The following is a 24,357-nucleotide window of genomic DNA, read 5'->3' as shown; positions in this document are numbered from 1 at the left end:
GGTCGCGGTGGCGGCCGGGCGGTGGTTCCTGTGGTCGTACGGGGTTCAGGCCTTGGTGCGGCGCCGCCCGGGCCGGGTGGCCTCGGACTCGGCGCGGCGGGCCTCGGCGGCCCGGGCCTGTTCGATCTCGGCGTGCTGGGCGAGCCGGGTCTCGCAGTGGTCGAGCCAGCGGATCTCGGCCTCGGTCTGGAAGATCAGTTGTTCGAGGACGAGCAGCCAGGCGAGGTCGGCGCCGGGGCCGGCCGGCCGGCCGGAGCCGCCGGGGCGGGCCTCGCCGGTCAGCGCGCGGGCCTTGAGCCGGGTGTAGTCCTGGAGCGCCTTGACGCTGTGCCGGCGCTGGCCCTGGACGACGGCGGGCACGTCCACCCCCGGGACGGTGACCGCCATGGCGAGCTTGATCGCCAGCTCGTCGCGCGGCGGGTTGGTCCGGGGCACCGGGGTGTCGAACCAGGCCCGCAGTTCGGTCCGGCCGGCCTCGGTGACGGCGTAGAACTGGTGCCCCTCCGCGTCCTCCCCCGCGGGCTCGACCAGGCCGTCGCGCTCCAGGCGGGACAGCGTGGTGTAGACCTGGCCGACGTTGAGCGGCCAGGTGGCGCCGGTGCGCGCCTCGAACTCGGTGCGCAGCTGGTAGCCGTAGCGGGGGCCCTGGTCGAGCAGGGCGAGCAGACCGTGACGGATCGACATACCGAGTATGTATACCCGGTATGCCCGGCGGGCTCAAGCCGCGCCCCCTCCGGCGGCGAGCGGGTACCGTCGTGCGGTGTGAGCCAGTTGCGCATCGCCACCTTCAATCTGTTGCACGGTCAGCCGCTCGCCCCGGACGGCGCCCCGCGGCCCTACCCCGCCGACGCCGGCGGGCCGTTGGCGGAGGCGGTGGCCGCGCTGGACGCCGACGTGCTCGCACTCCAGGAGGTGGACCGCCACCAGGCCCGCTCCGGCGGCACCGACCAGGCCGCCGTCGCCGCCAAGGCGATGGGCGCCGCGGACTGGCGGTTCGCCGCCGCGCTGCACGGCCGGCCCGCGCCGGTGGCGGGCTGGGTGCCGGAGCCCTCGGCGCCCGCCGGCCTGCGGGTCTACGGGCCGAACGAGGTCGGCGACGACGCGCCGCCCTCGTACGGGACCGCGCTGCTGACCCGGCTGCCGGTGCGGCACTGGCGGGCCCGGCGGTTCGCCCCGGCCCCGTTCGGACTGCCGCTGCGGGTGGCCGGCCGGCGCGGGCTCACGCCCGTGCCGGACGAGCCGCGGGCCGCGCTGGCGGCCGTCCTGGAGGGCGAGAACGGGCCGTTCACCGTGGTGGCGGCGCACCTGTCGTTCGTGCCGGGCTGGAACATGGCGCAGCTGGCGGGGATCCGGCGCTGGATCGCCGACCTGCCCCAGCCCTACCTGGTCCTGGGGGACTTCAACCTGATCGGCGCGGTGCCCCGGACGGTCCTGGGCGGGGCCACCGCGCTGGACCGGACCGCGCCCCGGGCGCGGGTGCGTGAACTGCGGGCGGCCCGGCGGGCCCGGCCCGCGCTGATCGAGCCGCGCCGGCGGCGGGTGCGCGAGCCCCGGGCCCGGCTCCAGGGCTGGTACGACCTGGCGCGCACGCCCACCTACCCCGCGCACCGGCCGGCCGTGCAGTTCGACCACGTGCTGGCGGTGGGCGTACCGCGCACCGCCGTCGGCCCGGCGGCCGCCCCGCGAACCGGGGTCTCGGACCACCGCCCGCTGGTGGTGGAGGTCGGCCTGTAGGCCCGGTCCCGGCGGCCCCACCGGGCCGCCGGGCGGGTCAGCTCCGGGGGTGCGCCACCAGCCCGTTCTGGTGCGGCACGTGCGGTCCCGGCCCGAGCGGGTCGTACTGGAGCAGCAGCATCGCCGCGTCGTCGCCGAGCTGGCGGCCGACGTGACGGACCACGTCCTCGTGAAGCCGCTGCAGGACGTCCGCCGGCCGGCCGGCCGAGCAGTGCGGCAGTCGCTCGGCGAGCGGGTAGAACACCCCGGCCCGGTCCCGGGCCTCGATGACACCGTCGGTGAAGAGCAGGACGCGGTCCCCCTCCCGCAGCGGGACCTCGTGCACCGGCGGCCGGACGTCGACCGGGTCGAGGACCCCGAGCGGGGGCACCGTCTCGGTGAGCTCCAGCGGCCGGACCGGCTCGGCCCCGCGCAGCAGCAGCGGCGAGGGGTGGCCGCAGTTGACGATCTCGGCGACGCCGTCGGGCCGGACCCCGATCAGCACCAGGGTGACGAACTCCTCCTCCACACCGGGGTGGTCGTTCTCGTGCAGGGCCCGGTCGAGGCTGACCGCGAGCCATCCGGCCACCCGGTCCAGCGCGGGCTCCTGGTGGGCAGCCTCGCGGAAGGCGCCGAGCACGGCGGCGGCGGTCTCCACCGCGCCGAGCCCCTTCCCCCGGACGTCGCCGACCACGGCCCGGACCCCGTGCCGGGTGTTGACCACCTCGTAGAGGTCGCCGCCGATCCGGGCGTGCGCGGCGGCGGCCTCGTAGTGGACGGCGGCCCGGACGGTGCCGACCCGCTCGGGAACGGGCCGCAGCAGCACCCGGCGGGCGATCGAGGCGACCAGCTGGGCGTCGGCGAGCGCCTTCTCCTGCCGCAGCCTCAGCGTGGCGCTGACCCAGCCGATCGCGGCGACCAGCACGACGGCGAAGACGGTGGCGCTGTGCACGGACTCGCCGAGCGAGTCGCTGTAGGCGGCCATCAGGAAGGCCACCGCCTCGGTGCAGAGGCCGATGGCGAGCGGGTACCAGGTGCGGCGGCTGACCACGGCGGCCAGCGCGGGGACGGCGGTGAGGGCCGGCTCGACCGTCACCTCGGTGTTGCTGACGTAGTCGAGGGCGACGACCAGCGCCATGCCCATGAACGGCAGCGCGAGCGCCGTCCTCGGCCAGGTGCCGGTCGTGCCCGGAGCGGCCCCCGGGGTCGGCCCGGCGAACCGCTCTCTGATCCATCCGGTCGCGCTCAACTTCGGTCTCTCCAGCAGACGACGCCGGTGCCCGTGGACACCTGCGGTGATGACTGAGGGTTAGGGAATGCGGGCCTCGCTGGCGGCCGGAGCACGGGGGTTGACCGGTTACCGACCCCACAATAGGCACGAAACGTGCACTACGCACAGGTTTCGCCCGCTGCCGTGATGACTTGAATGCTCTCCGTGACTCATTCTTCACTGTTCCCGATCAGGAGCCGTTCCAACTCTTTTCGGCCGGGAAGTCCTGCGGGTTGTTCGATCCGACCGCTGCGGACATAGAGGAACGACGCCGTGACCTGCTCCGGCGGAACGCCCAACTGTTCGGCCCAGGCGACCCGGTAGACCGCGAGCTGGAGCGGGTCCGCCGTTTCCTCGCGCTGCGTCTTCCAGTCCACCACTTCGTAGCGTGACGCGCCGCCCGATTCTGACCGGCCGTCACCTTCGCGGTAGACCGCATCGATCCGGCCGCGCACCACCCGGCCCCCCAGCACCAGCTGGAACGGCGCCTCGACCCGGTACGGCGTCCGGTTCGCGTACGGCGTGCGCAGGAACGCCTCCTTGAGCCGCTCCAAGTCCCGCTCGTCCTCGATGCCGTCGTCGTCCGCGCCCGGCAGCGCGCCCGGCTCGATCAGCAGCAGCGGCTCGATCCGGGACTGCACCCAGGCATGGAAGCGGGTGCCCCGGCGGGCGGCCGGCTGCGGCGGCCGGGGCATCGGACGAGCCAGGTCGTGCGCGAAGCCGTCCGGATCGGCGGCCAGCCGCTGCAGTTGGGTGGCGGAGAGCGCGGCGGGCAGCGGCACCTCCCGCACGCTGCGCCGGGACCGCTCCAACTCACCGACCAGCGCGGTGAGATCACGGTCCCAGGACTCCACCTGACGGCGGTCCTCGGCGGCCATCGGCTCCGGCTCGGCGGCGGGCTGTCCAGCCAGGCGGCGGTGCACCACCTCGGCGACCCGGCGGCGGGCGTGCTGCGCCGCCGGATCCAGCGGCAGCGGCCAGGGCCGCTCGACGGGCGCGGCCAGCGCCGGGTTCTCGGCGCCCTTGGGCGGCTGCTCGGCCCAGTGCTCCAGCTCGCCCGCGCCGGGCTGCTCGCAGTGCGCCCGCAGCGCCTCCAGGAAGTCGGACGGACCGCGCACGGTCTTCTGGCTGGGCCCCCACCAGTGCCCGGAGGCCAGCAGCAGCGAACGCGGCCGGGTGAAGGCGACGTAGCCGAGGCGCAGCTCCTCGGTCCCCGAGTGCTCCGAGAGCGCCGCCTTGAAGGCGGCCATGGACTTGGCGTTCCACCCCCCGCGCACATCGGGCAGGGTGGCCGCGTCGCCGCGCAGGGCGTGCGGGAGGACCCGCTTGGTGCTGGTCCAGCGCTCGCGCGCGGTCGAGGACGGGAAGGCGCCCTTGACCAGACCGGGCACGGCCACGACGTCCCACTCCAGGCCCTTGGACTTGTGCGCGGTGAGCACCTTCACGGTGTCCTCCCCGCCGGGCAGGCTGCTGTCCAGGCCCCGCTCGTACTCCTGGGCGGCGCGCAGGAAGCCGAGGAAGGCCGACAGGCCCGGGTCGCCGTCCAGGTCCGCGAAGCCGGCCGCGACGTCCAGGAAGGCGTGCAGGGTCTCCCGGCGGCGGGCGGCCAGCGCCTGCGGGGAGGCGGCGAGTTCGACCTCCAGGCCGGTGACGGCGAGGACCCGGTGCAGGACGTCCATCAGCGGCTCGGCGAGCGAGCGGCGCAGCTCGCGCAGTTCCCGGGCGAGCCGGGCGAACCGCAGCCGGGCCTCGGCGGAGAACAGCGGTTCGTCGGCCGGTTCGCGGTCACCGCCGTACCCGGAGTCCAGGAAGGTCTCCAGCGCGTCCGCCAGCGAGACCACCTCGGTCGGGTCCGCCTCGGCGACGGCGGCGGCCAGCGCCTCGACGCCCTCGGGCCGGGCGGTGCGGACCAGCTCGGCGGCGCGCCGGCCGAGCAGCGCGAGGTCCCGCGGGCCGATCCGCCAGCGCGGGCCGATCAGCAGCCGGACCAGCGCCGCGTTGGCGGTCGGGTCCTGCAGCACCTCGCAGGTCGCCACCAGATCGGCCACCTCCGGCAGTTGCAGCAGCCCGCCGAGGCCGACCACCTCGACCGGCACCTCCCGGGCGACCAGCGCCGCGTGGATGTCGGGGAAGGCCGCGCCGCCGCGGCAGAGCACGGCGATCCGGCCGGGGGCGGTGCCGGTGCGGACCAGGTGGGCGATCGAGTCGGCCAGCCAGTCGATCTCCTCCGCGTGGGTGGGCAGCAGCGCGGCCCGCACATAGCCCTCCTGCTCGGCGCCGGGGGCGGGGCGCAGCGCCTCGACGCCCTCGTGCATCGCGCGCAGCGGCTCGGCCAGCCCGTTGGCGAAGGCGAGCAGCCGCCCGCCGCTGCGGCGGTTCTCGCTGAGCGAGTAGCGGGCCGCCTCCGAGCCGTCGGCCCTGGGGAAGTGCCGGGGGAAGTCGTCCAGGTTGGCGACCGAGGCGCCGCGCCAGCCGTAGATCGCCTGGCAGGGGTCACCGACGGCGGTGACCGGATGGCCGGCCCCCCGCCCCCCGGGGCCGGCGCCGAACAGGCCGGCCAGCATCAGCCGCTGCGCGACCGAGGTGTCCTGGTACTCGTCGAGCAGCACCACCCGGAACTGGCCGCGCAGCAGCTCGCCGACCTCGGGGCGCTGCTGCGCGAGCCGGGCGGCGGCGGCTATCTGGTCGCCGAAGTCCATCAGCCCGGCCGCGGCCTTGCGCCGCCGGTACTCCTCGACCAGGCGCAGCAGCTCCAGCCGGGCCCGGGCGGTGACCGGCACGGCCCGCAGGTCGTCGTTGGTGAGCCGGGCGGTGGCGAGGATGTCCAGCAGCTCCTCGTCGAAGGCGCGCAGCCGCTCCGGCCCGACCAGGTGCTCGGCGAGCTCACCGTCCAGCGCGATCAGGTCGGCGACCAGGTTGGCGAAGGTCCCGGTGAGGGCCGGGAACGGGCCGCGGGCGGTGCGCAGCACCTTGGCGGCGAGCTGGAAGCGGGTGGCGTCGGCGAGCAGCCGCACGTCCGGCTCGATCCCGATCCGCAGGCCGTGCTCCTTGAGCAGCCGGCCGGCGAAGGCGTGGTAGGTGGAGATCTCCGGCTCGCCGAGCGGCTCCTCCTCCGGTTCGGCGACCCCGGCCCGCAGGAGCGCCGAGCGGACGCGTTCGGCGAGCTCCCCGGCGGCCTTGTTGGTGAAGGTGAGGCCGAGCACCTCCTCCGGCCGGACGGCGCCCGACCCGACCAGCCAGACCACCCGGGCGGCCATCACGGTGGTCTTGCCGGAGCCCGCGCCGGCCACGATCACGGCCGGCTCCAGCGGGGCGCCGACGGCCGCCATCTGCTCCCGGTTGAACGGGATGCCCAGCAGCTCCTTGAGCTGGTCGGGGTGGCTGAGCGCGGCGGTCACCCCGCAACGTTAACGGGCACCGCCGACAGACCGGGCCCGTCGCCCGGCCCACTGTGGGAACCCCCACACGGCCGCGCTCACTCCACCACCTGCGCGCCGTCACGCTGGGCCGAGCAGCTGCGACGGAACGAACAGCGGTCGCAGCCGCCGCCGGTCCGCGGCACGAAGCGCTCGGCGAGCACCCGCCCGGCGGCGTCGGCCAGCAGGTTCTCGATCCACGGCTCACCGTCCGGCGGGTCCTGCCGCTGCACCTTGGGCGAGTCCGGGACGGCCTTGTCGGGCTTGCGCAGCTGCACCAGCTCGGCGCCGCCCGGGTCGGGGGCGTGACCGTCGAAACCGGGCAGCTCGTTGAGCGCCCCGGCCCGGACCGCGAGCTGGTAGACCGCGAGCTGCTTGTGCTCGGGCAGCGACTTGTCGCTCGGCGCCTCCTTGCCGGTCTTGAAGTCGACCACGTAGGCCCGCCCGGCCGCGTCCTTCTCCACCCGGTCCATCGAACCGCGGATCCGCACCTGCACGCCGCCGGCGTCCAGCGTGACGTCGAAGCCGTGCTCGGTGGCGACCACGTCACGGCCGCGCTGCAGGACGTGCCAGTTGAGGAAGCGCTCCAGGGCCGCCCGGGCCTCGGTCTTCTCCTGCTGGGACTTCCAGGGCGCGTCGAAGGCCAGCGCGTCCCAGACCGTGTCCAGGCGCTCCATCAGCACGGCCAGGTCGGCGGGGGCGCGGCCGGAGCCGACCTCGTCGGCCAGGGCGTGCACCACGTTGCCGAAGCCCTGGGCGGCCGAACCGGCGCCGCGCGCCTTGACCTCCTTGTCGAGGAACCACTGCAGCGAGCAGTTCTCCAGCTGCTCCAGCCCGCTGCCGGAGAGCCGGACCGGCAGGTCGGCGCTGCGCAGCGGCTCGGCAGCGGCGGTGGCGTCGTCCAGCCCCCACCAGCGGTCGGGGTGGGCGGCCGGCACCAGCGGCAGGCCGTCCTCGTCGGCGGCCAGCGCCAGGGTGGCGAGCCGCTCGGCGGCCGCGCGGCGCAGCTCGGGCGACCGGGCCGGGTCGACGGTGACCGCGCGCAGCTCGGCGACCAGCGCGGCGACGGAGAGCGGGCGGCGCGGACGGTGGGTGACGTCCTCGACGGTGACCGGCGGCGTGCGGCGCACCACCCGGCCGGTCCTCGGGTCGACGTCCTCGCGGTAGAGCTCGCGCAGGAACCGGGACGGCTCGTCGCCGTCGTCGGCGGGGGCCTTGACGGCGGTGACGATCAGCCGCTCCTTGGCGCGGGTGGCGGCGACGTAGAAGAGCCGGCGCTCCTCGCCCAGCAGGGCGGCCGGGGAGAGCGGCTCGGCCAGGCCGTCGCGGCCGATCCGGTCGGCCTCCAGCAGCGAGCCGCGGCGGCGCAGGTCCGGCCAGAGGCCGTCCTGGACACCGGCCACCACGACCACCCGCCACTCCAGGCCCTTGGACCGGTGCGCGGTCATCAGCCGGACGGCGTCCGGGCGGACGGCCCGCACGGTGAGGGTGTCGGCGGCGATGTCCTGGGCCTCCAGCTCGGCCAGCAGGTCCAGGGCGCTGCGGTGGCCGGTGACCTGCTCCTCGGCGCGGGCGGCGGTCTCGAACAGGGCGCAGAGCGCGTCGAGGTCCCGGTCGGCGTTGCGGCCGGCGGCTCCCCCGCGCAGCGCGGCCCGCTCCAGGCGCTCGCGCCAGCGCCGGCTGCCGTCCCAGAGCTCCCAGAGCGCGTCCTCCGCGGTGCAGCCGCCGGCCAGGCGCTCGCGGACCTTGCGCAGCAGGGTGCCGAGATCGCGGGCGCGCCGGGCGTGCGAGGGGTCCAGGGCGATCAGCCGCTCGGGTTCGGCGAGGGCCTCCCGGACCAGCTCCTCGGCCGGGCGCGGCACGGCGGCGGTCCGCCCCTCGGCACGCAGCGCGACGCGCTCCTCCTCGCGCAGGGCGCGGCCGAGGCGGCGCAGGTCGGAGCCGTCCAGGCCGCCGAGCGGGCCGGTGAGCAGGGTGTGGGCGAGTTCGGTGGTGAGCGGGTCGGCGGTGGTCGCGCGGTCGTGCTTGTCCCGGGCGGCCTGCTCGGCGCAGACCCGCAGGGCGACCAGCAGCTGGGCCACCGCGGGCTCCTCGCGCAGCGGCAGGTCGTCGCCGTCGATCTCCAGCGGGACGCCGGCCGCGCCGAGCGCCCGCCGCACGCCGGGGATGGACCGGCCGCCGGCCCGGACCAGCACCGCCATCTCGCCCCACGGCACCCCGTCCTCCAGGTGGGCGCGGCGCAGCAGGTCGGCGATCGAGTCCAGCTCGGTGCCCGGGGTCGGGTAGGTGTACACCTCGACCCGGCCGCCCTCGCGGGAGGGCAGCAGGGCCCGGTGCTGGGCGAGCTTGTCGGCCGGCAGCCGGCCCATCGGCATCCGCCGGGCCAGCTCGCGGGAGGCGGCGAGCAGGACGGCGCCGGAACGGCGGGAGACCCGCAGCACCTTGACCTCGGCCGGACCGCCGCCGGTCTGCCGGAAGGTCTGCGGGAAGTCCAGGATGCCGTTGATGTCGGCGCCGCGGAACGCGTAGATCGACTGGTCCGGGTCGCCGACGGCGACCAGCTCCCGCCCGCCGCCGGCCAGCTGGCGCAGCAGCCGGACCTGCGAGGGGTCGGTGTCCTGGTACTCGTCGACGAAGACCACCTCGTAGCGCTGCCGCAGCCCCTCGCCCACCTCGGGGCGCTCGGCGAGCAGCACCGCGCGGTGCACCAGTTCGGCGTAGTCGAGCACCCCGCGCAGGTCCAGGACGTCCAGGTAGTCGGCCAGGAAGTGGGCGGCGGCCGCCCAGTCGGGGCGCTGCACGCCCTCGGCGAAGCGCCGCAGCTCGGCCTCGCCGAGGCCCAGCTCCCGGCTGCGGGCGAGCACCGCGCGGACCTCGTCGGCGAAGCCCCGGGTGGTCAGGCAGGCCCGCAGGTCGAGCGGCCAGCCGATCCGGCCCCGGCCGTGGCGGGCGTCCTCGGCGCCGCCGGCCAGCAGCTCGCGGACCATGACGTCCTGCTCGGGGCCGGAGAGCAGCCGCAGCGGCTCGGCGTAGTCCCGCGGGTCCTGGTGGGCCCGGAGCAGGGCGTAGCAGAAGGAGTGGAAGGTGGTGGCCTGCGGGGCGGGGGCCGAGGCCCCGAGCCGGCCGGACATCCGGTCGCGCAGCTCCATCGCGGCCTTGCGGCTGAAGGTCAGCACCAGGATCCGCTCGGGGTCGGTACCGCGCTCGATCCGCCGGGCGACGGCCTCCACCAGCGTGGTGGTCTTGCCCGTCCCGGGGCCGGCGAGCACCAGCAGCGGGCCGCCCGCGTGCTCCACCACGGCACGCTGGTAGTCGTCCAGCACGGGCGGGGCGGGGAGCGCGAGGGGGCTGCGCACCAGACGGTAGGGGGAGCTCACGGACGTCCTGGGGGTCGTGCTTCGGGCAACGGCGGACGGGCCCGCGGCGGGGCCCGTCCTCTATCGAGCCTACGATCCTGCCCCGTCATTCCCGTCCGCGCACCCGGTTCGGCGCTACCGGCCGTCCCAGCGGGCCCGCTTCAGGTCCACCCGGGGCGGGTCGGCGAGCTCGCGCAGCGGGGTGCCCTCCTCGCCGTACCGGGCGAGGGCGCGCTGCTCGTGCCCGGGCAGGAACCGGCCGTCCGCGCGAATCACCCGCCACCAGGGCACCGAGCCGCCGTAGAGGGCCATCACCCGGCCGACCTGCCGGGGGCCGCCCTGGCCGAGGTACTCGGCAACGTCCCCGTAGGTCATCACCCGGCCGGGTGGAATCCGCTCGGTCAGGTCGAGAACCAGTTCGGCGAAGGGCGGCAGCCCGCCCGGTCCGGCGTCGTCGGTAGCGTCCGTCACCTGCGGCATTCTTCCGCACGGCGCCCGGCCCGGGGTCCGGTACGAACGATCCGCCGCGCCCGATCCGGCCCCTGTCCAGCACGGGACGCCGAGGCATGCCACCATCTTCGGGGCGGTGAGTGGTGATACGAGGACAAGACCAGATGACCGGGACGGCTGACGTGGGTGTGGACGAGGACTCCGACGAGTCCTCCGACACCATGCCCGCGAGCCCCGGCGGCGGGCCCTCCGCCACGCCGTCACCGGAAGTCTCCCTGATCAAGGACCGGACGATCAAGACCCCGCAGCCGACCGACCCCGCGGCCGAGGCGGCCGGGCCCGCGACCGGGCCGGCACCGGCCGGCGTCCCGGCCCAGCAGCCCGAGCCCGCCCCCGCGACCGAGCCCGCCCCGGCGGCCGAGCCCTTCCTGGTCCCCGAGGGGACCGCGGAGCACGAGGCCCACGAGTCGCTGGACGACACCCCGCACCTGGACGTCGACGAGCCGCTGCTCGCCGCCCGCGCGCACCGCCCGTCGGACCTGATCCGCTTCCTGGCCGGCGTCCTCGGCATAGTCTCGGTGTTCGTCCTGGCCGGTGTGGCGACCTCGACCACCACCGGCATCGAGCTGGACATCGCCTCCAACGCGCCGCGCTTCTCCCCGGTGCTGTCCACCATCACCGGCCTGGTCTCCAGCGTCGCGGTGCTCGCCGTCCCGCTCGCCTTCGCGGTCGAGCGCCTGATCAAACGCGACGGCCTGCGGGTCGCCGACGGCGTCCTCGCCTCGGTGCTCGCCTACGGCGTCTCGCTGGGCATCGACTGGTGGGTCGCCGAGGGCGCCTCCGAACACATCCGGGACGCCCTCACCCGGCTCCCGCTGGACAGCAACGGCACCCTCACCGACCCGGTGCACGGCTATCTGGCACCGGTGATCGCCTATATGACCGCGGTCGGCATGTCGAGCCGGCCGCGCTGGCGGGTCGCCCTCTGGGTGGTGGTGGTCTTCAGCGGGCTCACCGAGCTGCTCGGCGGCTACACCACCCCGCTGTCGCTGCTGCTCACCGTGCTGATCGGCTGGTCCGTCGCCTACGGCACGCTGTACGCGATCGGCTCGCCGAACATCCGGCCCACCGGCCAGCACCTGATGATCGGCCTGCGCAAGGTCGGCTTCACCCCGGCCAGCGCCCACCGCGCCCCCGACGCTCCCGGCGGCACCCGCCGCTACTACGTCGCCCAGCAGAGCGGCCCGCCGCTGGACGTCCACATCATCGACCGCGAGCAGCAGGCCTCCGGCTTCTTCTACCGCGCCTGGCGGCGGCTGCGGCTGCGCTCGGTGGCCGTCCGCCGCAGCCCGCAGTCGCTGCGCCAGGCGCTGGAGCAGGAGGCGCTGATCGCCTACGCGGCGGCCGCCTCGGGCGCCCGCTCCCCCCAGCTGGTGGCCACCTCCGAACTGGGACCGGACGCCGCGATCCTGGTCTACGAGAACGTCGAGGGCCGCATCCTGGACGACCTCACGGACGCGGAGACCACCGACCAGGTGATGGCCTCGCTCTGGGAGTCCGTCGCCGCCCTGCACGAGCGCCGGATCGCCCACCGCCGGCTCACCGGGGAGTCGCTGCTGGTCGTCGACGAGAAGGCGGCCTGCCTGGTCAACCTCTCCGGCGGGGACATCGCCGCCACCGATCTGACCCTGCGCATCGACGTCGCCCAGCTGCTCACCACCTTCGCGCTGCGGATCGGCCCGGAGCGGGCGGTCGCCACCGCCAACGCCGTCCTCGGCGCCGACCGGGTCGCGCAGGCGCTGCCGCTGCTGCAGCCGGTCGGGATGAGCCGCTCCACCAGGGTCGACCTGAAGAAGCTCACCAAGGAGCGGAAGACCGCGGCCCGGGCCCGGGCGCTGGAGCAGGTCGCGGCCGGCGAGCGCACCCAGCAGCAGGCCGAGGAGGACATCGCGGTGGCCGGCGAGGACCTGCTCAGCCGGATCCGCGGCCAGATCCTCCAGATCGCCCCCGAGGCGCCGACCGAGACGGCCAAGCTGGAGCGGCTGAAGCCGAAGACCCTGATCATGGTCATCGCGCTCACCTTCGCCGCCTACCTGGCGCTGACCACCATCAAGCCGGCCCAGCTCAAGCTCTCCCAGATGGACTGGGCCTGGGCCGCCGTGGCGCTCGCCGCCGCCGCCTTCAGCTACGTCGCCGCCTCGATGAGCCTGACCGGCTTCGTCCCGGAGAAGCTGCCCTTCCGGCGCACGGTCGCCGCCCAGCTGGCCGGCTCCTTCGTGAAGCTGGTCGCGCCGGCCGCGATCGGCGGCATCGCGCTGAACACCCGCTACCTGCAGAAGACCGGCATCCGCTCCGGGCAGGCGGTCGCCTCGGTCGGCGCCTCCCAGCTGGCGGGTCTGGCCGGGCACCTGCTGCTGCTGTTCAGCTTCGGTCTGATCACCGGCAGCCAGACCAACGGGGACCTCTCCGCCTCCCGCGCGGTGATCATCGGCGTGCTGACCGCCGCCGTGCTCGCCCTGGTGGTGGCGGCCGTCTCGCCGCTGCGGCGGTTCGTGCTGAACCGGCTGCGGTCGCTGTTCTTCGGCGTCGTGCCGCGGATGCTCGACCTGATGCAGACGCCCAGCAAGCTCGTCACCGGCTTCGGCGGCATCCTGCTGCTGACGCTCTCCTTCACCGCCTGCCTGGACGCCTCGGTGCAGGCCTTCGGCGGCAGCATCAGCTTCTCGGCGGTCGCGGTGGTCTTCCTGACCGCCAACGCGGCCGGTTCGGCGATCCCCACCCCCGGCGGCATCGGCCCGGTCGAGGTCGCGCTGATCGGTGCGCTGACCGTCGCCGACGTGCCCCCGACGATCGCCACGCCGGCGGTGTTCCTCTACCGGGCGCTCACCTTCTGGCTGCCGGTGCTGCCCGGCTGGATCTCCTACAACGTGCTCCAGCGCAAGGGCGCGCTGTAGGCCCCGCGGACGCGTGAAAGGGCCCGCCGGACGGATCCGGCGGGCCCTTTCACGTGTCTGCTAGTAGGTCGGCTTGTGCGGCTCGACCTGGTTCACCCAGCCGAGCACGCCGCCGCCGAGGTGGACGGCGTTGGCGAAGCCGGCCGACTTCACCACGGCCAGCACCTCGGCCGAGCGGACGCCCGACTTGCAGTGCAGCACGATCTTCTTGTCCTGCGGCAGCGACTCCAGCGCGTTGCCCATCAGGAACTCGTTCTTCGGGATCAGCACCGCGCCGGGGATGTTGACGATCTCGTACTCACCGGGCTCGCGGACGTCGATCAGGAAGATGTCCTCCTTGTCGTCCTGCCACTGCTTGAGCTGCTTCGAGGTGATCGTCGAACCGGCGGCGGCGGCCTGCGCCTCCTCCGACACGACGCCGCAGAAGGCCTCGTAGTCGATCAGCTCGGTGACCGTCGGGTTCTCGCCGCAGAGCGCGCAGTTCGGGTCCTTGCGGACCTTGACCTGGCGGTAGGTCATCTCCAGGGCGTCGTAGATCATCAGCCGGCCGACCAGCGGCTCGCCGACCCCGGCCAGCAGCTTGATCGCCTCGGTGACCTGGATCGAGCCGATGGACGCGCAGAGCACGCCCAGCACGCCGCCCTCGGCGCAGGACGGGACCATGCCGGCCGGCGGGGCCTCCGGGTAGAGGCAGCGGTAGCACGGGCCGTGCTCGGCCCAGAACACGCTGGCCTGGCCGTCGAAGCGGTAGATCGAGCCCCACACGTACGGCTTGCCGAGCAGCACCGCGGCGTCGTTCACCAGGTACCGGGTGGCGAAGTTGTCGGTGCCGTCGACGATCAGGTCGTAGCCGGAGAAGATCTCCATCACGTTGTCGTTGTCGAGGCGCTCCTCGTGGAGGATCACGTTGACGTAGGGGTTGATCTCCTTGACCGACTCCCGCGCCGACTCGCCCTTGGAGCGGCCGATGTCCGACTGGCCGTGGATGATCTGCCGCTGCAGGTTGGACTCGTCCACCACGTCGAACTCGACGATGCCGAGCGTGCCCACGCCGGCCGCGGCGAGGTACATCAGCGCGGGCGAGCCCAGGCCGCCGGCGCCGACGCACAGCACCTTGGCGTTCTTCAGCCGCTTCTGCCCGGCCATGCCCACGTCGGGGATGATCAGGTGGCGGGAGTACCTGCGGACCTCGTCGACGGTGAGCTCGGCGGCCGGCTCGACCAGGGGTGGCAGCGACACGGGGACTCCGATGGTCGTCAGTTCAGGTGGCCAGGGCCGACCTCTGTGGCTTTTGCTCTGCCACCGAGGTGGCTCTGCTACGCCAACAGTGTCATGCCGCCCCGGTATTCCGAGACAGCTCGTCCGACTGGCGAGACACCCGACATCGGATACTGGAACCGCCCGCCGGAGCGTTCCGGCGGGCGGTCGGGGGCGCCGCGGCCCGTCGCACCGGGGCCCCCGGGACACCCGGGCACCGGCACTCGCGCGGGTCAGACCCGGCAGGCCGTCTCCAGCCAGACGTCCCCCAGCGACTCCTCCAACGGCACGTGTGTCCGCCAGCCGAGACGGTCCCGGGCCGTCCGCACGTCCGCCTGGCGCCACGGCACCGGTTCGCCCGCCGGGCCCCGCCCCTCGGCCGGCCTCGGCTCCGCGGCCCGGTGGCCCGGGTGGTACGGGGTCACGTGCCGCTCGCCGTGCCGCTCGCCGTGCTGCGGCCCGTGCCGGTCGGGGTGCTCACCCGGCCCGCCGGCCTGCGCGGGCAGCAGGACCGGCCGGTTCTCCTCCACGATCGACCCCTCGAAGCCGGACGCCCGGACCAGCAGCTGGGCCGCCTCCCGGGCCCGGACGGCGTGCCCGCTGCCGATGTTGATCACCCCGGTGGCCGCCGACACCGCGGCCGCCTGGATCGCCCGGGCGACGTCCCGGACGTCGACGAAATCCCGGTATCCGGACAGGTCCGGCATCCGCACCTGCGACTCCTCGCGCTCCAGCGCCCGGCGCAGCCCCTCGGCGAGCCGTCCGAACAGCGAGGCCGTCGGCGCCCCCGGCCCCACCACGTCGAACACCCGGAGCACCGCCGCGTCCAGCCCGGAGGCCAGCACCAGTTCCGTCCCGGCGAGCTTGGACACCCCGTACGGGCCGACCGGGCGCGGCTCCGCGCCCTCCGACACCGGGACCCCGCCCGGCACCGGCCCGTACTCGGCCGCCGAGCCGACGTGCACCAGCCGGGCCGGCTCCCGGCTGCGCCGGATCGCCTCGCAGACCGTGGCGACGGCCAGCGTGTTCGCCCGGATCAGCGTCCGCGAGCTGCCGTAGGTGGCGCCCGCGCAGTTGATCACCACCTGGGGCGCGACCGCGTCCAGGAAGCGGGCGAGCGCGCCCGGACTGCCGGTGGTCAGGTCGAAGCGGATGTCGGCCGAGTCACGCCGGCCGAGCACCGTCACCTGCAACTCCTGGTCCACGAGCAGACGATCGGTGACCCGACGGCCGATAAAGCCGTCGGCGCCCAGCAGCAGCACCCTCATCGGGGGTGTCCTTCCACGAAGCGAGGTCGGGTTCGACCTGGCGGACAGAGTGAACAACGGAGAGGTGGAACGGTTCGGTGGGGAGCCGGGCCCGGGTGCGGCCGGCCGCCCGGCCCCGGCGGGCTCAGCGGTGCGCGTCGGCCCGGCCGAGCACCGGCCAGGCGTACGCCAGCAGGACGAGCGCGACGGCGCCGCCGCCGAGCAGCCAGGCCGTCGGCGCGGAGCGGCCCAGCACGAGCGGCGCCGCGACGGCGGCCGGGCCGGCGAGCGCGCCCAGCGCTGCGGCGCCGGGCCGGCCGGACCGGGCCAGCAGCGCGGGCAGCACCAGCAGCAGCCCCAGCACGCCCTGCGCCGCCCACTGGCCGGGTGCGGCCCGCTCGGCGGCCAGGTGCAGCAGACCGCCGCCGCGGTCCGGTCCGGGGCGCGGTGCCACGGCGGTCAGCACGGCGAGGGCGGCGAAGCTCAGGACGGCCAGGACGGCCAGGTGCAGGGCGACGGCCACCGGCAGGACCGGCCGCATCCGGGACCGGAACTCGGCGAGGGTGCCCGCCACCCGCAGATGACCGCGGGCGATGTGCCGGAACCACCACGCCGCCCACTCGGCCGACCCGGCCGACAGCGCGGCGGCCAGCGCCAGCGCGGCCGTCACCCGGCCGTCACCGGCGCCGGACGCGCCGGCCCCGGCCCCGACCCCGGCCAGCGGGAGCAGCAGCAGCGCGGCCACCCCGCACCCGTGGCCGAGCGCGGCCGGCCGGAGCCGCCCGGCGGGCGTCCCGGTCACCGCCGTCCCTGTCCCCGGCCCGGTCTCCGTCCACGCTCCGGAGCCGACCGCCCGGAGCGGCCGCCCGGCCGCGTCCGCGTCCCGCTCGCCCCGCCCGGGGGCGGCCACCGCCGGGATCAGCACCAGCGGGACGGCGGCCGGCAGCAGCACCGACCAGCGGCCCGCCGAGCCGGCGGCCGCCGCCACCGGCAGCGCCGCCGACGCCGCCCGGAGCGCCGCACCGCACCGCCGCCGCCGCTCGCCGACCGGCCCGGTCGCCGGGTCCGGAGGCGGACGGCGCGGCACCCGGGCGTACAGCTCCTCCGCGAGCGAGAACAGGTCGGCGTGCCGGCAGCGCGCGGCCGTCTGCGCCCCGTGCCCGGCCTCCTCCAGCCCGGCGGCGATCTCCAGCGGATCGACGGCCCGCTCGCAGAGCTCCCGGTACTCGGCCATCACCTCACGGACCGGATCACCGAAGACCCCGGACGGCCCGGCGGGCCCGCTCCGGGGGGCAGGGGCGCCGCCGGCCATCAGACCGCCTCCGCGAGGGCGCCGGTCCGCTCGGACCCCTCGTCCTCGCCGCCCTCGCCGCCCTCACCGGCCGGCTGCCCGGCGCTCCCACCGCCCCGGCGGTCGGCCAACCAGTACTCGGCGGGCCGGGCGAACGGGCGCGGCCGCTCGCCGACCGCGCCACCGCCCTTCGCGACCGCCGGGAAGGCCGGCCACTGGGAGACCAGCTCCAGGTAGATCTCCCGGAACGCGCCGATCACCGGTTCCACGGCGAAGCGTTCCTGCGCCCGCAGTCGGCCCGCCGACCCGAGTCTGGCCCGCCGCTCGGCGTCGCGCAGCAGCGCCAGACAGGCATCCGCCAGCGCCCGCGGGTCGCGCGGCGGCACCAGCAGCCCGGTCGGCCCCACCACCTCGCGGGCCACCCCGACGTCCGTCGAGACCACCGCCCGGCCGCTCAGCATCGCGTCCGCCAGCAGGCGGGGGCCGCGCTGCGAGAGCGCCGAGAAGACGACCACCGTGCCGCTCTCCCAGGCCGCCGCCACCGAGCCCGGCCGGCCGGCGAACTCCACCTCCCGGGCCACCCCCAGCCGGTCGGCCACCGCCTCGCAGTGCGCCCGGTAGCCCGGGACGGCCTCCTCGCCGTGGATCACCAGCCGGGCCGCCGGCAGCGCGGCCCGGACCCGCGCGAAGGCGTGCAGCACCAGCTCGGTGTCCCGGCCCGGCTCCAGCGCGCCCGCCCAGACCAGGGTGGGCGCGGCCGGCTCCGGCCCGGCCGCCGCCCGGGCCACCGCCGGGGTGCCCTCGTGGACCACCCTGGTCCGGGCCGGATCGGCGCCGCAGCGCCGCTGCCACCGCTGGTCGTGGGCGCTGCCGGGGGTCAGTATCGCGGCCTGCCGGTACGTCTCCTCGGTGAGCGCCCGGAAGAAGGAGAGCAGCAGCGCCCGGACCGGCCAGCGGTAGGGGGCCTCGCGGTAGCCGAGGTACTGCTCGCGCAGGTGCAGACCGTGCTCGGTGACCACGAACGGCACCCCGTGCAGTTGCTTGGCCGCCAGCGCGGGCAGCGCCGCCGGGCCGCCGCCCACCACGTGGCAGAGGTCGGCCGCGCCGAGGCCGCCCGGCCCGGTGCCGTACCAGGGCGCGGCGAGCGGGCGCAGACACTGCTCCAGCAGGTCCGCCGCGACCAGCACGTCGCGGACCAGCGGCTGCCCGGCCGAGGTGTCCGCCCCGGGCGAGCGCCAGACCCGTTCGAGCGTGCGGCGGGCCTGCGCGGAGGCCAGGAACGCGGACAGCGCGCCGTCCTCGCGGGCGAGTGCCGCCAGCCGGTACAGCCCCGTCCCGAACGAGGCCCGCCCGCCCGGCATCACCAGCGCCCGGACCAGTTCCTCGTACGCCCGGGCGTACTGCCGCCCGCGCAGCGCGCCCGGCTGCCGGCCGGCCGGTCTGCGGCCCCACAGCGCCAGTTCGTGCACCCCGAGCCAGCGGCCCCGGGGGCTCTCGGCGACGCCCGAACCGGCCGCCCCGGCCAGCACGTACAGCTCGAAATCGTGCTCGGCCAGGCCCTCCACCAGCCGGGCGCACCAGCCGCCGGCACCATGCCGGGGGCGCGGACGGGCACTCTCGGTGAGCAGCGCAACGCGCACGGGGGACCTCCAGAGCAGAGCGGATCGACGGATGGCTGGCGCGGTTCGATCGGCACCCGGGCGCCCCGCGCAGGCGCGGGAACGGCCCGGGGTGGAGGAGTCCGGTCGGCCGCGGGCGCCGCGACCCGGGCGCCGGCCCCCTGCGTGCGGCTGCCCGCCGGTCCCTCTTCTCCGGCGGCCGCCGCTCCCCCACACCTGTTCGGTCCGACAGCAGAAAGGTAGGACCGGGCCCCGGTGATCCATCGGTCACATGCCTGGTTGCCACCTGAACGAGTGAACCGGCGTGACTTCGCCCCGGACCGGGCCGTTACCGCCCGCCCCGGCACCCCGCCCGGGCCCGGGCCGCCCGCGCCGCACCGCGCTCAGTCCCGTGCCAGCAGCTCCCGCACCGCCCGGGCCACCTGCTCCGGGTGCTCCATCATCGCCACGTGTCCGGACTCCGGCAGTACCAGCAGCCGGGCGTCCCCGAAGGCCGTGCAGGCCCGCCGCGCCGAGCGGTACGAGACCAGCTTGTCGCGCAGCCCGTACACCAGCAGCGTCGGCGCCCTCACCTGCTCCGCCTGCCGCCAGGGCGCCTGGTCGCCCCGCTCGGTGTACGCCGAGACGATCCCGCGCGCCGAGCCGGTCAGCGCCCGCATCGCGTGCGGCACCTCGATCCGGCGCCGGTACTCGGCCACCGCCTCCGCCCGGGCCACCGGGGAGAGGGTCAGCGGGTCGCCGTAGACCAACCGCAGCAGACCCTCGGTGGCGTCCTCCGGGCCGCGGCCGTTCGACGGCAGCCGGCGCAACAGGGCGGGCAGGCCGGGCACCGCGAGCAGCCCGGTCGGCCAGGCGGTGCGCTGCGGCGGCAGCTCGGGCAGCGCGGGCGAGATCAGCGTGAGACTGCGCACCAGGTCGGGGCGGAGCGCGGCGAGCCGGACGGAGACCGCGCCGCCGAGCGAGTTGCCGAACAGGTGGACCGGGCCGCGGCCGGTCGCCTCCAGGTAACCGATCACCGCGCGCACGTGCCCGGACACCGAGAGGTCGCCGTCGGCGGGCAGCGCCGAGTGCCCGAAACCCGGCAGGTCCACGGCCTCGCCGTCGACGAGACCGGCCAACCGGTCCATCAGCGCCGTCCAGTTGGCCGCCGAGCCGCCGAGCCCGTGGACGAACAGGGCCGGCTCCCGGCCCTCGGCGGCCCGGCCCGCGGGCCGGTGCACCGCCAGTGCCGCACCGGGGACCTCGACCGTACGGAAGGCCGCAGGGGCCGCTGTCTCCGGGCGAACCTGCTGCTCAGCGCTGCTCATGGTGGACGATGGTAATGAGCCCCCGGTACGCCGGGGCCGTCCCGGCTGCTGTCGGACCACTGCCGTTGCCGGTGGTCAGCGCCGTATTGTGGGCTCCTGACAAGGGGGCTCGGTTCTTTTCTCACGCTCGCCAGGCGCGAACGCGGTTACCGAAAAGTAGAATCGGTCATCTTGCCAGCCCCGAACAACCCGTGAAGTGAGGAGCGCCGTGACGGCCATCCAGGAGGCGCAGGAGCGCCCGCGCGGTGCCCGCCTGCCGCGAAGCGCCCGCCGTGAACAACTGCTCGGTGCCGCCCAGGAGGTGTTTGTCGCGCAGGGCTACCACGCGGCCGCCATGGACGACATCGCGGACCGCGCCGGGGTCAGCAAGCCGGTGCTGTACCAGCACTTCCCCGGGAAGCTGGAGCTCTACCTGGCGCTGCTGGACAAGCACTGCGACGCCCTGGTCGAGTCGACCCGCGAGGCGCTCGCGGCGACCACCGACAACAAGCACCGGGTGGCCGCGACGATGGAGGCGTACTTCAACTACGTCTCCAGCGAGTCCGGTGCGTTCCGGCTGGTCTTCGAGTCGGACCTGACCAACGAGCCGGCCGTCCGCGAGCGCGTGGAACGTGCCTCGGACGCCAGCGCGACCCTGGTCAGCAAGGTCATCCAGGAGGACACCGACCTGCCCGAGGCCGAGTCCAAGCTGCTCGCCGCCGGTGTCTGCGGCCTGGCCCAGATCACCGCCCGCTACTGGCTCTCCCAGGGGCTGGAGATCCCCCGCGACGAAGCCGTCCGACTGGTCGCCAGCCTGGCCTGGCGCGGTCTGAAGGGCTTCCCGATGCACCCCGTCAACGAGTCCGGCGAGGCGCAGGCCGCCGACCAGTGATCCGTCGACCTTCGCCTGGTCGCTGATCCGGTGCTCTATGGTGAAGCCGTACGGCGCGATCACCGCGAACGCTTGTCCCAGGCGGTCCGGTGCCCGCGCATGGCTGGCTGCAACCCGGAGGGACGGAAGTCGTGGAGGTCAAGATCGGCGTGCAGAACGCGCCGCGCGAGATCGTGATCGAGAGCGCGCAGACTGCCGATGAGGTCGAGAGCGCGATCGCCAAGGCGCTGGAGGGCACCTCGAAGCTCTTCTCGCTGACCGACGAGCACGGCCGCCGCGTCATCGTCCCGGCCGAGCGCCTGGCGTACGTGGAGATCGGCGAGCAGGCCGCCCGCAAGGTCGGGTTCGGCACGCTCTGAGCCGCTTCGCGGTGCCCCGTTCCCTCTCGTCGGGAACGGGGCACCGCTGCGTGTACGGCCGGGTGGACCGGGGTACGGCGACAAGTGCGGCCGCCCGAAGGCCGCGCTCGCGTACCGGGGAGGCACCCTTGCTGGTCGAGTCGATCGCCTTCGCCCTCGTCGGCCTGGTCGTCGGGGCCGCCGCGCTGCTGGCGCTGCCCGCCTACTTCCCGGCGGGCCGCGGCCTGACGCTCGGCACCGCGCTGGTGTCGGCCCTGCTCAGCGGGGTGATCACGCACTTCACGCTGGCCGGCCGGTACCCGGCGGCCAGCATCGGCATCGCGGCGGTCGCCTCCGCCCTGCTCACCTCGGTGCTGGCCCGGCCCGACCTCGCGGCCGGGCGCCAGCCCGCCCACCGGCACCGCCCGCACCGGGCGGCCCACCGCCGGCAACGGCACGCCTGAACCGCGCCGGCCCGGGAGCACCCGTCAGGAGGCGAGCCCCAGCGCGGCCATCCGCTTGGTGTGCGCCTCGGTGATCCGGTTGAACATCTTGCCGACCTCGACCAGGTCGAAGCCCCGCACCTGGACGCCGCCGACCAGCAGGTTGGAGAGCGCGTCCCGCTCGGCGACCACCCGCTGGGCCTGGCTCAGCGCCTCGCCCATCAGCCGTCGTCCCCAGAGCGCCAGCCGCCCGCCCGCCCGCGGGTCGGCCTCGATGGCCTGCCGCACCTTGTCGACGGCGAACTGGGCGTGGCCGGTGTCCGACATCACGCCGAGGACCAGGTCACGGGTGTCGTCATCGAGCCGGACGGCCACCTCGCGGTAGAAGTCGGTCGCGATCGCGTCACCGACGTAGGCCTTGACCAGGCCCTCCAGCCAGTCCGAGGGGGCCGTCATCCGGTGGAACAGCTCCAGCGGCTCGACGAAGGGCCGCATCGCCTCCTGCGGGTCCGCGCCCACCTCGGCGAGCCGGTCGTGCAGGCGCTGGTAGTGCTGGAACTCCGCGGTGGCCATCCTGGCCAGCGCGGCCTTGTCGGCGAGGTCCGGGGCGAGCTTCGCGTCCTCGGCGAGCCGCTCGAAGGCGCTCAGCTCGCCGTACGCGAGGGCGCCGAGCAGGTCCAGCACGGCCGCCCGGTAGCCCGGGTCGGCCGAGCGGCTCGCCCAGTCGCCGATCGAACCGACCGCGTCGTCCTGCGTCTCACCTTGGGTCTCCATGACCTGCCACCTTAGTCCGGCGCGGCCTCCCACACACGCGTGGTGCCGGTCCCGGGCCGCGCCCCGGCCGGGGGTCCGCGAGGGTCCGGCGGGGGCGATGTCAGACGCGTCACGTGTTCGAGTCGTCGCGTGACTGTATGGTGGTGGGGAGGTCCGTAGTGCTCGCACGGTGTCACCGCCGTCTCGGTGCGCCGGGCAAGCCCGCTCCGTAGCGGCACCGTCCGGCAGGACGTGTCCGCACCGGCGGTCGGGCACTCACGTACGCGGATGCCCGGTCGGAGAGCCGATCGGCTCCGACCATGGCTTGGACTTCAAGCCTTGGCACCGCATCAGTGGCCGAGCGAGGGCCGCCGAGACCGCGCCGCACGGCGAACGGTCCCGCGCAGGTCCCTCAAGGGAATCCTCCCCGACGCCGCCGAGACCGCGCCCCTCACCGGGCCCGCGGACCGGCCGGCCGCAGGGACCGGCGCGGTTGTGCGTCCGCGCAGCTGTCACAGGGCCGTCCAGGCCCGTAACGCAGCCGCGCGGCTGCCCGCCCGCCGCTCGTTCTCGGCCCCTCCACACGGAAGAGGCAGCACCCTGTCCACCACCGCTGAACCCATCAAGACCACCTTCCGGGACCTGGGGATCCTGCCGGAGACCGCCGAGGCCCTGGAGGCCGTCGGCATCGTCCACCCGTTCCCCATCCAGGAGATGACCCTCCCGGTCGCGCTGACCGGCCACGACGTCATCGGCCAGGCCAAGACCGGCACCGGCAAGACCCTCGGTTTCGGCCTCCCGCTGATCGAGCGGGTCGTCGTCCGCGCCGACGTCGACGCCGGCCGGGCCGCCGAGGAGCAGCTCTCCGAGGCCCCGCAGGCACTGATCGTCGTCCCGACCCGCGAGCTCTGCACCCAGGTCACCAACGACCTGCAGACCGCCGGCAAGGTCCGCGACGTGCGCGTGCTCGCCGTCTACGGCGGCCGGGCCTACGAGCCGCAGGTCGAGGCGCTGAAGAAGGGCGTCGACATCGTGGTCGGCACCCCGGGCCGCCTGCTGGACCTGGCCGGGCAGAAGAAGCTGAACCTCTCCGGGGTCCGCTCGCTCGTCCTGGACGAGGCCGACGAGATGCTCGACCTGGGCTTCCTGCCCGACGTCGAGAAGATCCTCACCATGCTGCCCGCCAAGCGGCAGACCCTGCTGTTCTCGGCCACCATGCCGGGCCAGGTCATCAGCCTCGCCCGCCGGTACATGAACCAGCCGACCCACATCCGCGCGGCCGCGCCGGACGACACCGGCACCACCGTCGCCAACACCGAGCAGCACATCTTCCGGGCGCACTCGCTGGACAAGGTCGAGCTCGTCTCGCGCATCCTGCAGGCCGACGGCCGCGGGCTGGCGATGATCTTCTGCCGCACCAAGCGCACCGCCGCCGACGTCTCGGACCAGCTGACCCAGCGCGGCTTCGCGGCCGGCGCGGTCCACGGCGACCTCGGCCAGGGCGCCCGCGAGCAGGCCCTGCGGGCCTTCCGCAACGGCAAGGTCGACGTCCTGGTCTGCACCGACGTCGCGGCCCGGGGCATCGACGTCGAGGGCGTGACGCACGTCATCAACTACCAGTGCCCCGAGGACGAGAAGACCTACCTGCACCGGATCGGCCGCACCGGCCGCGCCGGCGCGTCGGGCACCGCCGTCACCCTGGTCGACTGGGACGACATCCCGCGCTGGCAGCTGATCAACAAGGCGCTGGACCTGCCGTTCAACGCCCCGGAGGAGACCTACTCCACCTCGCCGCACCTGTTCGAGCTGCTGAAGATCGCCAAGGGCACCACCGGTGTCCTGCCGCGTTCGGAGCGGACCCGGGCCGGGCTCGGCGCGGAGGAGGTCGAGGACCTCGGCGAGACCGGCGGCCGCGGTGCGCGCTCCGCGCCCGGTCGCCCCGCCCGGGGCGGGCGGGGCGGGCGGGCCGCCGGGGCGGTGGGAGGGGGGCCGCGCCGCGGCCCCCGAGGCCGCGGCACCACCCCAGGAACGGAGCACCGTGATCGTTCGCATCATGGGCGAAGGCCAGGTCC

The 24,357-nt window shown here is 75.3% G+C and carries 17 protein-coding genes; 6 read left to right on the top strand and 11 right to left on the bottom strand.

Features of this window, described 5'->3' with window-relative positions:
- Positions 1-45 precede the first annotated feature (45 nt).
- Positions 46-684, bottom strand: a complete 639-nt coding sequence (locus tag ACFXHB_RS37380) for a PadR family transcriptional regulator (RefSeq protein ID WP_380580272.1) — start codon at positions 682-684, stop codon at positions 46-48.
- A 78-nt stretch (positions 685-762) separates the two neighbouring features.
- Between ACFXHB_RS37380 and ACFXHB_RS37375 the strand changes: the two genes are divergently transcribed.
- Positions 763-1,734, top strand: coding sequence for an endonuclease/exonuclease/phosphatase family protein (locus tag ACFXHB_RS37375; protein ID WP_380580270.1), 972 nt, complete (start codon positions 763-765; stop codon positions 1,732-1,734).
- Positions 1,735-1,771: 37 nt separating this feature from the next.
- On the opposite strand, the gene ACFXHB_RS37370 is transcribed toward ACFXHB_RS37375, so the two are convergent.
- From ACFXHB_RS37370 to ACFXHB_RS37355, 4 genes are all read right to left on the bottom strand, one after another.
- Positions 1,772-2,962, bottom strand: coding sequence for a PP2C family protein-serine/threonine phosphatase (locus tag ACFXHB_RS37370; protein WP_380580268.1), 1,191 nt, complete (start codon positions 2,960-2,962; stop codon positions 1,772-1,774).
- A gap of 191 nt (positions 2,963-3,153) precedes the next feature.
- Positions 3,154-6,381 carry a UvrD-helicase domain-containing protein gene (locus tag ACFXHB_RS37365; RefSeq protein ID WP_380580266.1) on the bottom strand — a complete coding sequence of 1,076 codons (3,228 nt, stop codon included), beginning with the start codon at positions 6,379-6,381 and terminating at the stop codon, positions 3,154-3,156.
- Positions 6,382-6,458: 77 nt separating this feature from the next.
- Positions 6,459-9,776, bottom strand: coding sequence for an ATP-dependent helicase (locus ACFXHB_RS37360; RefSeq protein WP_380580264.1), 3,318 nt, complete (start codon positions 9,774-9,776; stop codon positions 6,459-6,461).
- Between the two features lie 114 nt (positions 9,777-9,890).
- Positions 9,891-10,235, bottom strand: a complete 345-nt coding sequence (locus tag ACFXHB_RS37355; RefSeq protein WP_380580262.1) for an MGMT family protein — start codon at positions 10,233-10,235, stop codon at positions 9,891-9,893.
- A gap of 134 nt (positions 10,236-10,369) precedes the next feature.
- On the opposite strand from ACFXHB_RS37355, the gene ACFXHB_RS37350 reads away from it, so the two are divergent.
- The gene (locus tag ACFXHB_RS37350; protein ID WP_380580260.1) at positions 10,370-13,159 is read left to right on the top strand and encodes a flippase-like domain-containing protein; all 2,790 of its coding nucleotides are present in this window, start codon (positions 10,370-10,372) and stop codon (positions 13,157-13,159) included.
- Positions 13,160-13,219: 60 nt separating this feature from the next.
- Here the strand turns inward: ACFXHB_RS37350 and moeZ are convergent, their stop codons facing one another.
- From moeZ to ACFXHB_RS37325, 5 genes are all read right to left on the bottom strand, one after another.
- Entirely contained in the window at positions 13,220-14,398 is a 1,179-nt protein-coding gene (gene moeZ / locus ACFXHB_RS37345; protein WP_380580259.1) for an adenylyltransferase/sulfurtransferase MoeZ, read from the bottom strand.
- A 251-nt stretch (positions 14,399-14,649) separates the two neighbouring features.
- The gene (locus ACFXHB_RS37340) at positions 14,650-15,684 is read right to left on the bottom strand and encodes an NAD-dependent epimerase/dehydratase family protein (RefSeq protein ID WP_380580257.1); all 1,035 of its coding nucleotides are present in this window, start codon (positions 15,682-15,684) and stop codon (positions 14,650-14,652) included.
- A 124-nt stretch (positions 15,685-15,808) separates the two neighbouring features.
- Positions 15,809-16,897: a hypothetical protein gene (locus tag ACFXHB_RS37335; protein ID WP_380580255.1), complete on the bottom strand. Its 1,089-nt coding sequence runs from the start codon at positions 16,895-16,897 to the stop codon at positions 15,809-15,811.
- Between the two features lie 77 nt (positions 16,898-16,974).
- Positions 16,975-18,594 carry a DUF3492 domain-containing protein gene (locus ACFXHB_RS37330; protein WP_380580253.1) on the bottom strand — a complete coding sequence of 540 codons (1,620 nt, stop codon included), beginning with the start codon at positions 18,592-18,594 and terminating at the stop codon, positions 16,975-16,977.
- 362 nt (positions 18,595-18,956) lie between these two features.
- Positions 18,957-19,880, bottom strand: coding sequence for an alpha/beta fold hydrolase (locus ACFXHB_RS37325; RefSeq protein ID WP_380580251.1), 924 nt, complete (start codon positions 19,878-19,880; stop codon positions 18,957-18,959).
- 208 nt (positions 19,881-20,088) lie between these two features.
- On the opposite strand from ACFXHB_RS37325, the gene ACFXHB_RS37320 reads away from it, so the two are divergent.
- The 3 genes from ACFXHB_RS37320 to ACFXHB_RS37310 all read left to right on the top strand — a co-directional run bounded on the left by ACFXHB_RS37320 (position 20,089) and on the right by ACFXHB_RS37310 (position 21,553).
- Positions 20,089-20,751 carry a TetR/AcrR family transcriptional regulator gene (locus ACFXHB_RS37320; protein WP_380580249.1) on the top strand — a complete coding sequence of 221 codons (663 nt, stop codon included), beginning with the start codon at positions 20,089-20,091 and terminating at the stop codon, positions 20,749-20,751.
- A 131-nt stretch (positions 20,752-20,882) separates the two neighbouring features.
- Entirely contained in the window at positions 20,883-21,110 is a 228-nt protein-coding gene (locus ACFXHB_RS37315) for a DUF3107 domain-containing protein (RefSeq protein WP_380580247.1), read from the top strand.
- Positions 21,111-21,238: 128 nt separating this feature from the next.
- Positions 21,239-21,553, top strand: coding sequence for a hypothetical protein (locus tag ACFXHB_RS37310; RefSeq protein WP_380580245.1), 315 nt, complete (start codon positions 21,239-21,241; stop codon positions 21,551-21,553).
- 24 nt (positions 21,554-21,577) lie between these two features.
- Here ACFXHB_RS37310 and ACFXHB_RS37305 read toward each other — a convergent pair whose 3' ends face one another.
- Positions 21,578-22,306 carry a ferritin-like fold-containing protein gene (locus tag ACFXHB_RS37305; protein WP_380580243.1) on the bottom strand — a complete coding sequence of 243 codons (729 nt, stop codon included), beginning with the start codon at positions 22,304-22,306 and terminating at the stop codon, positions 21,578-21,580.
- Between the two features lie 528 nt (positions 22,307-22,834).
- On the opposite strand from ACFXHB_RS37305, the gene ACFXHB_RS37300 reads away from it, so the two are divergent.
- A partial coding sequence (locus ACFXHB_RS37300; RefSeq protein ID WP_380580284.1) for a DEAD/DEAH box helicase occupies positions 22,835-24,357 on the top strand: 1,523 nt, incomplete at its 3' end.

This window comes from Kitasatospora sp. NPDC059327 (assembly GCF_042752535.1).
Lineage (GTDB): Bacteria > Actinomycetota > Actinomycetes > Streptomycetales > Streptomycetaceae > Kitasatospora.
Note: the sequence above shows the minus strand (reverse complement) of the source record. Positions and strands in the feature narration are given on the sequence as shown.

Bases quoted from the DNA above. Each gene is read 5' to 3' on its own strand.
- ACFXHB_RS37380 (WP_380580272.1), bottom strand. From the start codon at position 684: ATGTCGATCCGTCACGGTCTGCTCGCCCTGCTCGACCAGGGCCCCCGC.
- ACFXHB_RS37355 (WP_380580262.1), bottom strand. From the start codon at position 10,235: ATGCCGCAGGTGACGGACGCTACCGACGACGCCGGACCGGGCGGGCTG.
- ACFXHB_RS37350 (WP_380580260.1), top strand. From the start codon at position 10,370: ATGACCGGGACGGCTGACGTGGGTGTGGACGAGGACTCCGACGAGTCC.
- ACFXHB_RS37340 (WP_380580257.1), bottom strand. From the start codon at position 15,684: ATGAGGGTGCTGCTGCTGGGCGCCGACGGCTTTATCGGCCGTCGGGTC.
- ACFXHB_RS37335 (WP_380580255.1), bottom strand. From the start codon at position 16,897: ATGGCCGAGTACCGGGAGCTCTGCGAGCGGGCCGTCGATCCGCTGGAG.
- ACFXHB_RS37325 (WP_380580251.1), bottom strand. From the start codon at position 19,880: ATGAGCAGCGCTGAGCAGCAGGTTCGCCCGGAGACAGCGGCCCCTGCG.
- ACFXHB_RS37305 (WP_380580243.1), bottom strand. From the start codon at position 22,306: ATGGAGACCCAAGGTGAGACGCAGGACGACGCGGTCGGTTCGATCGGC.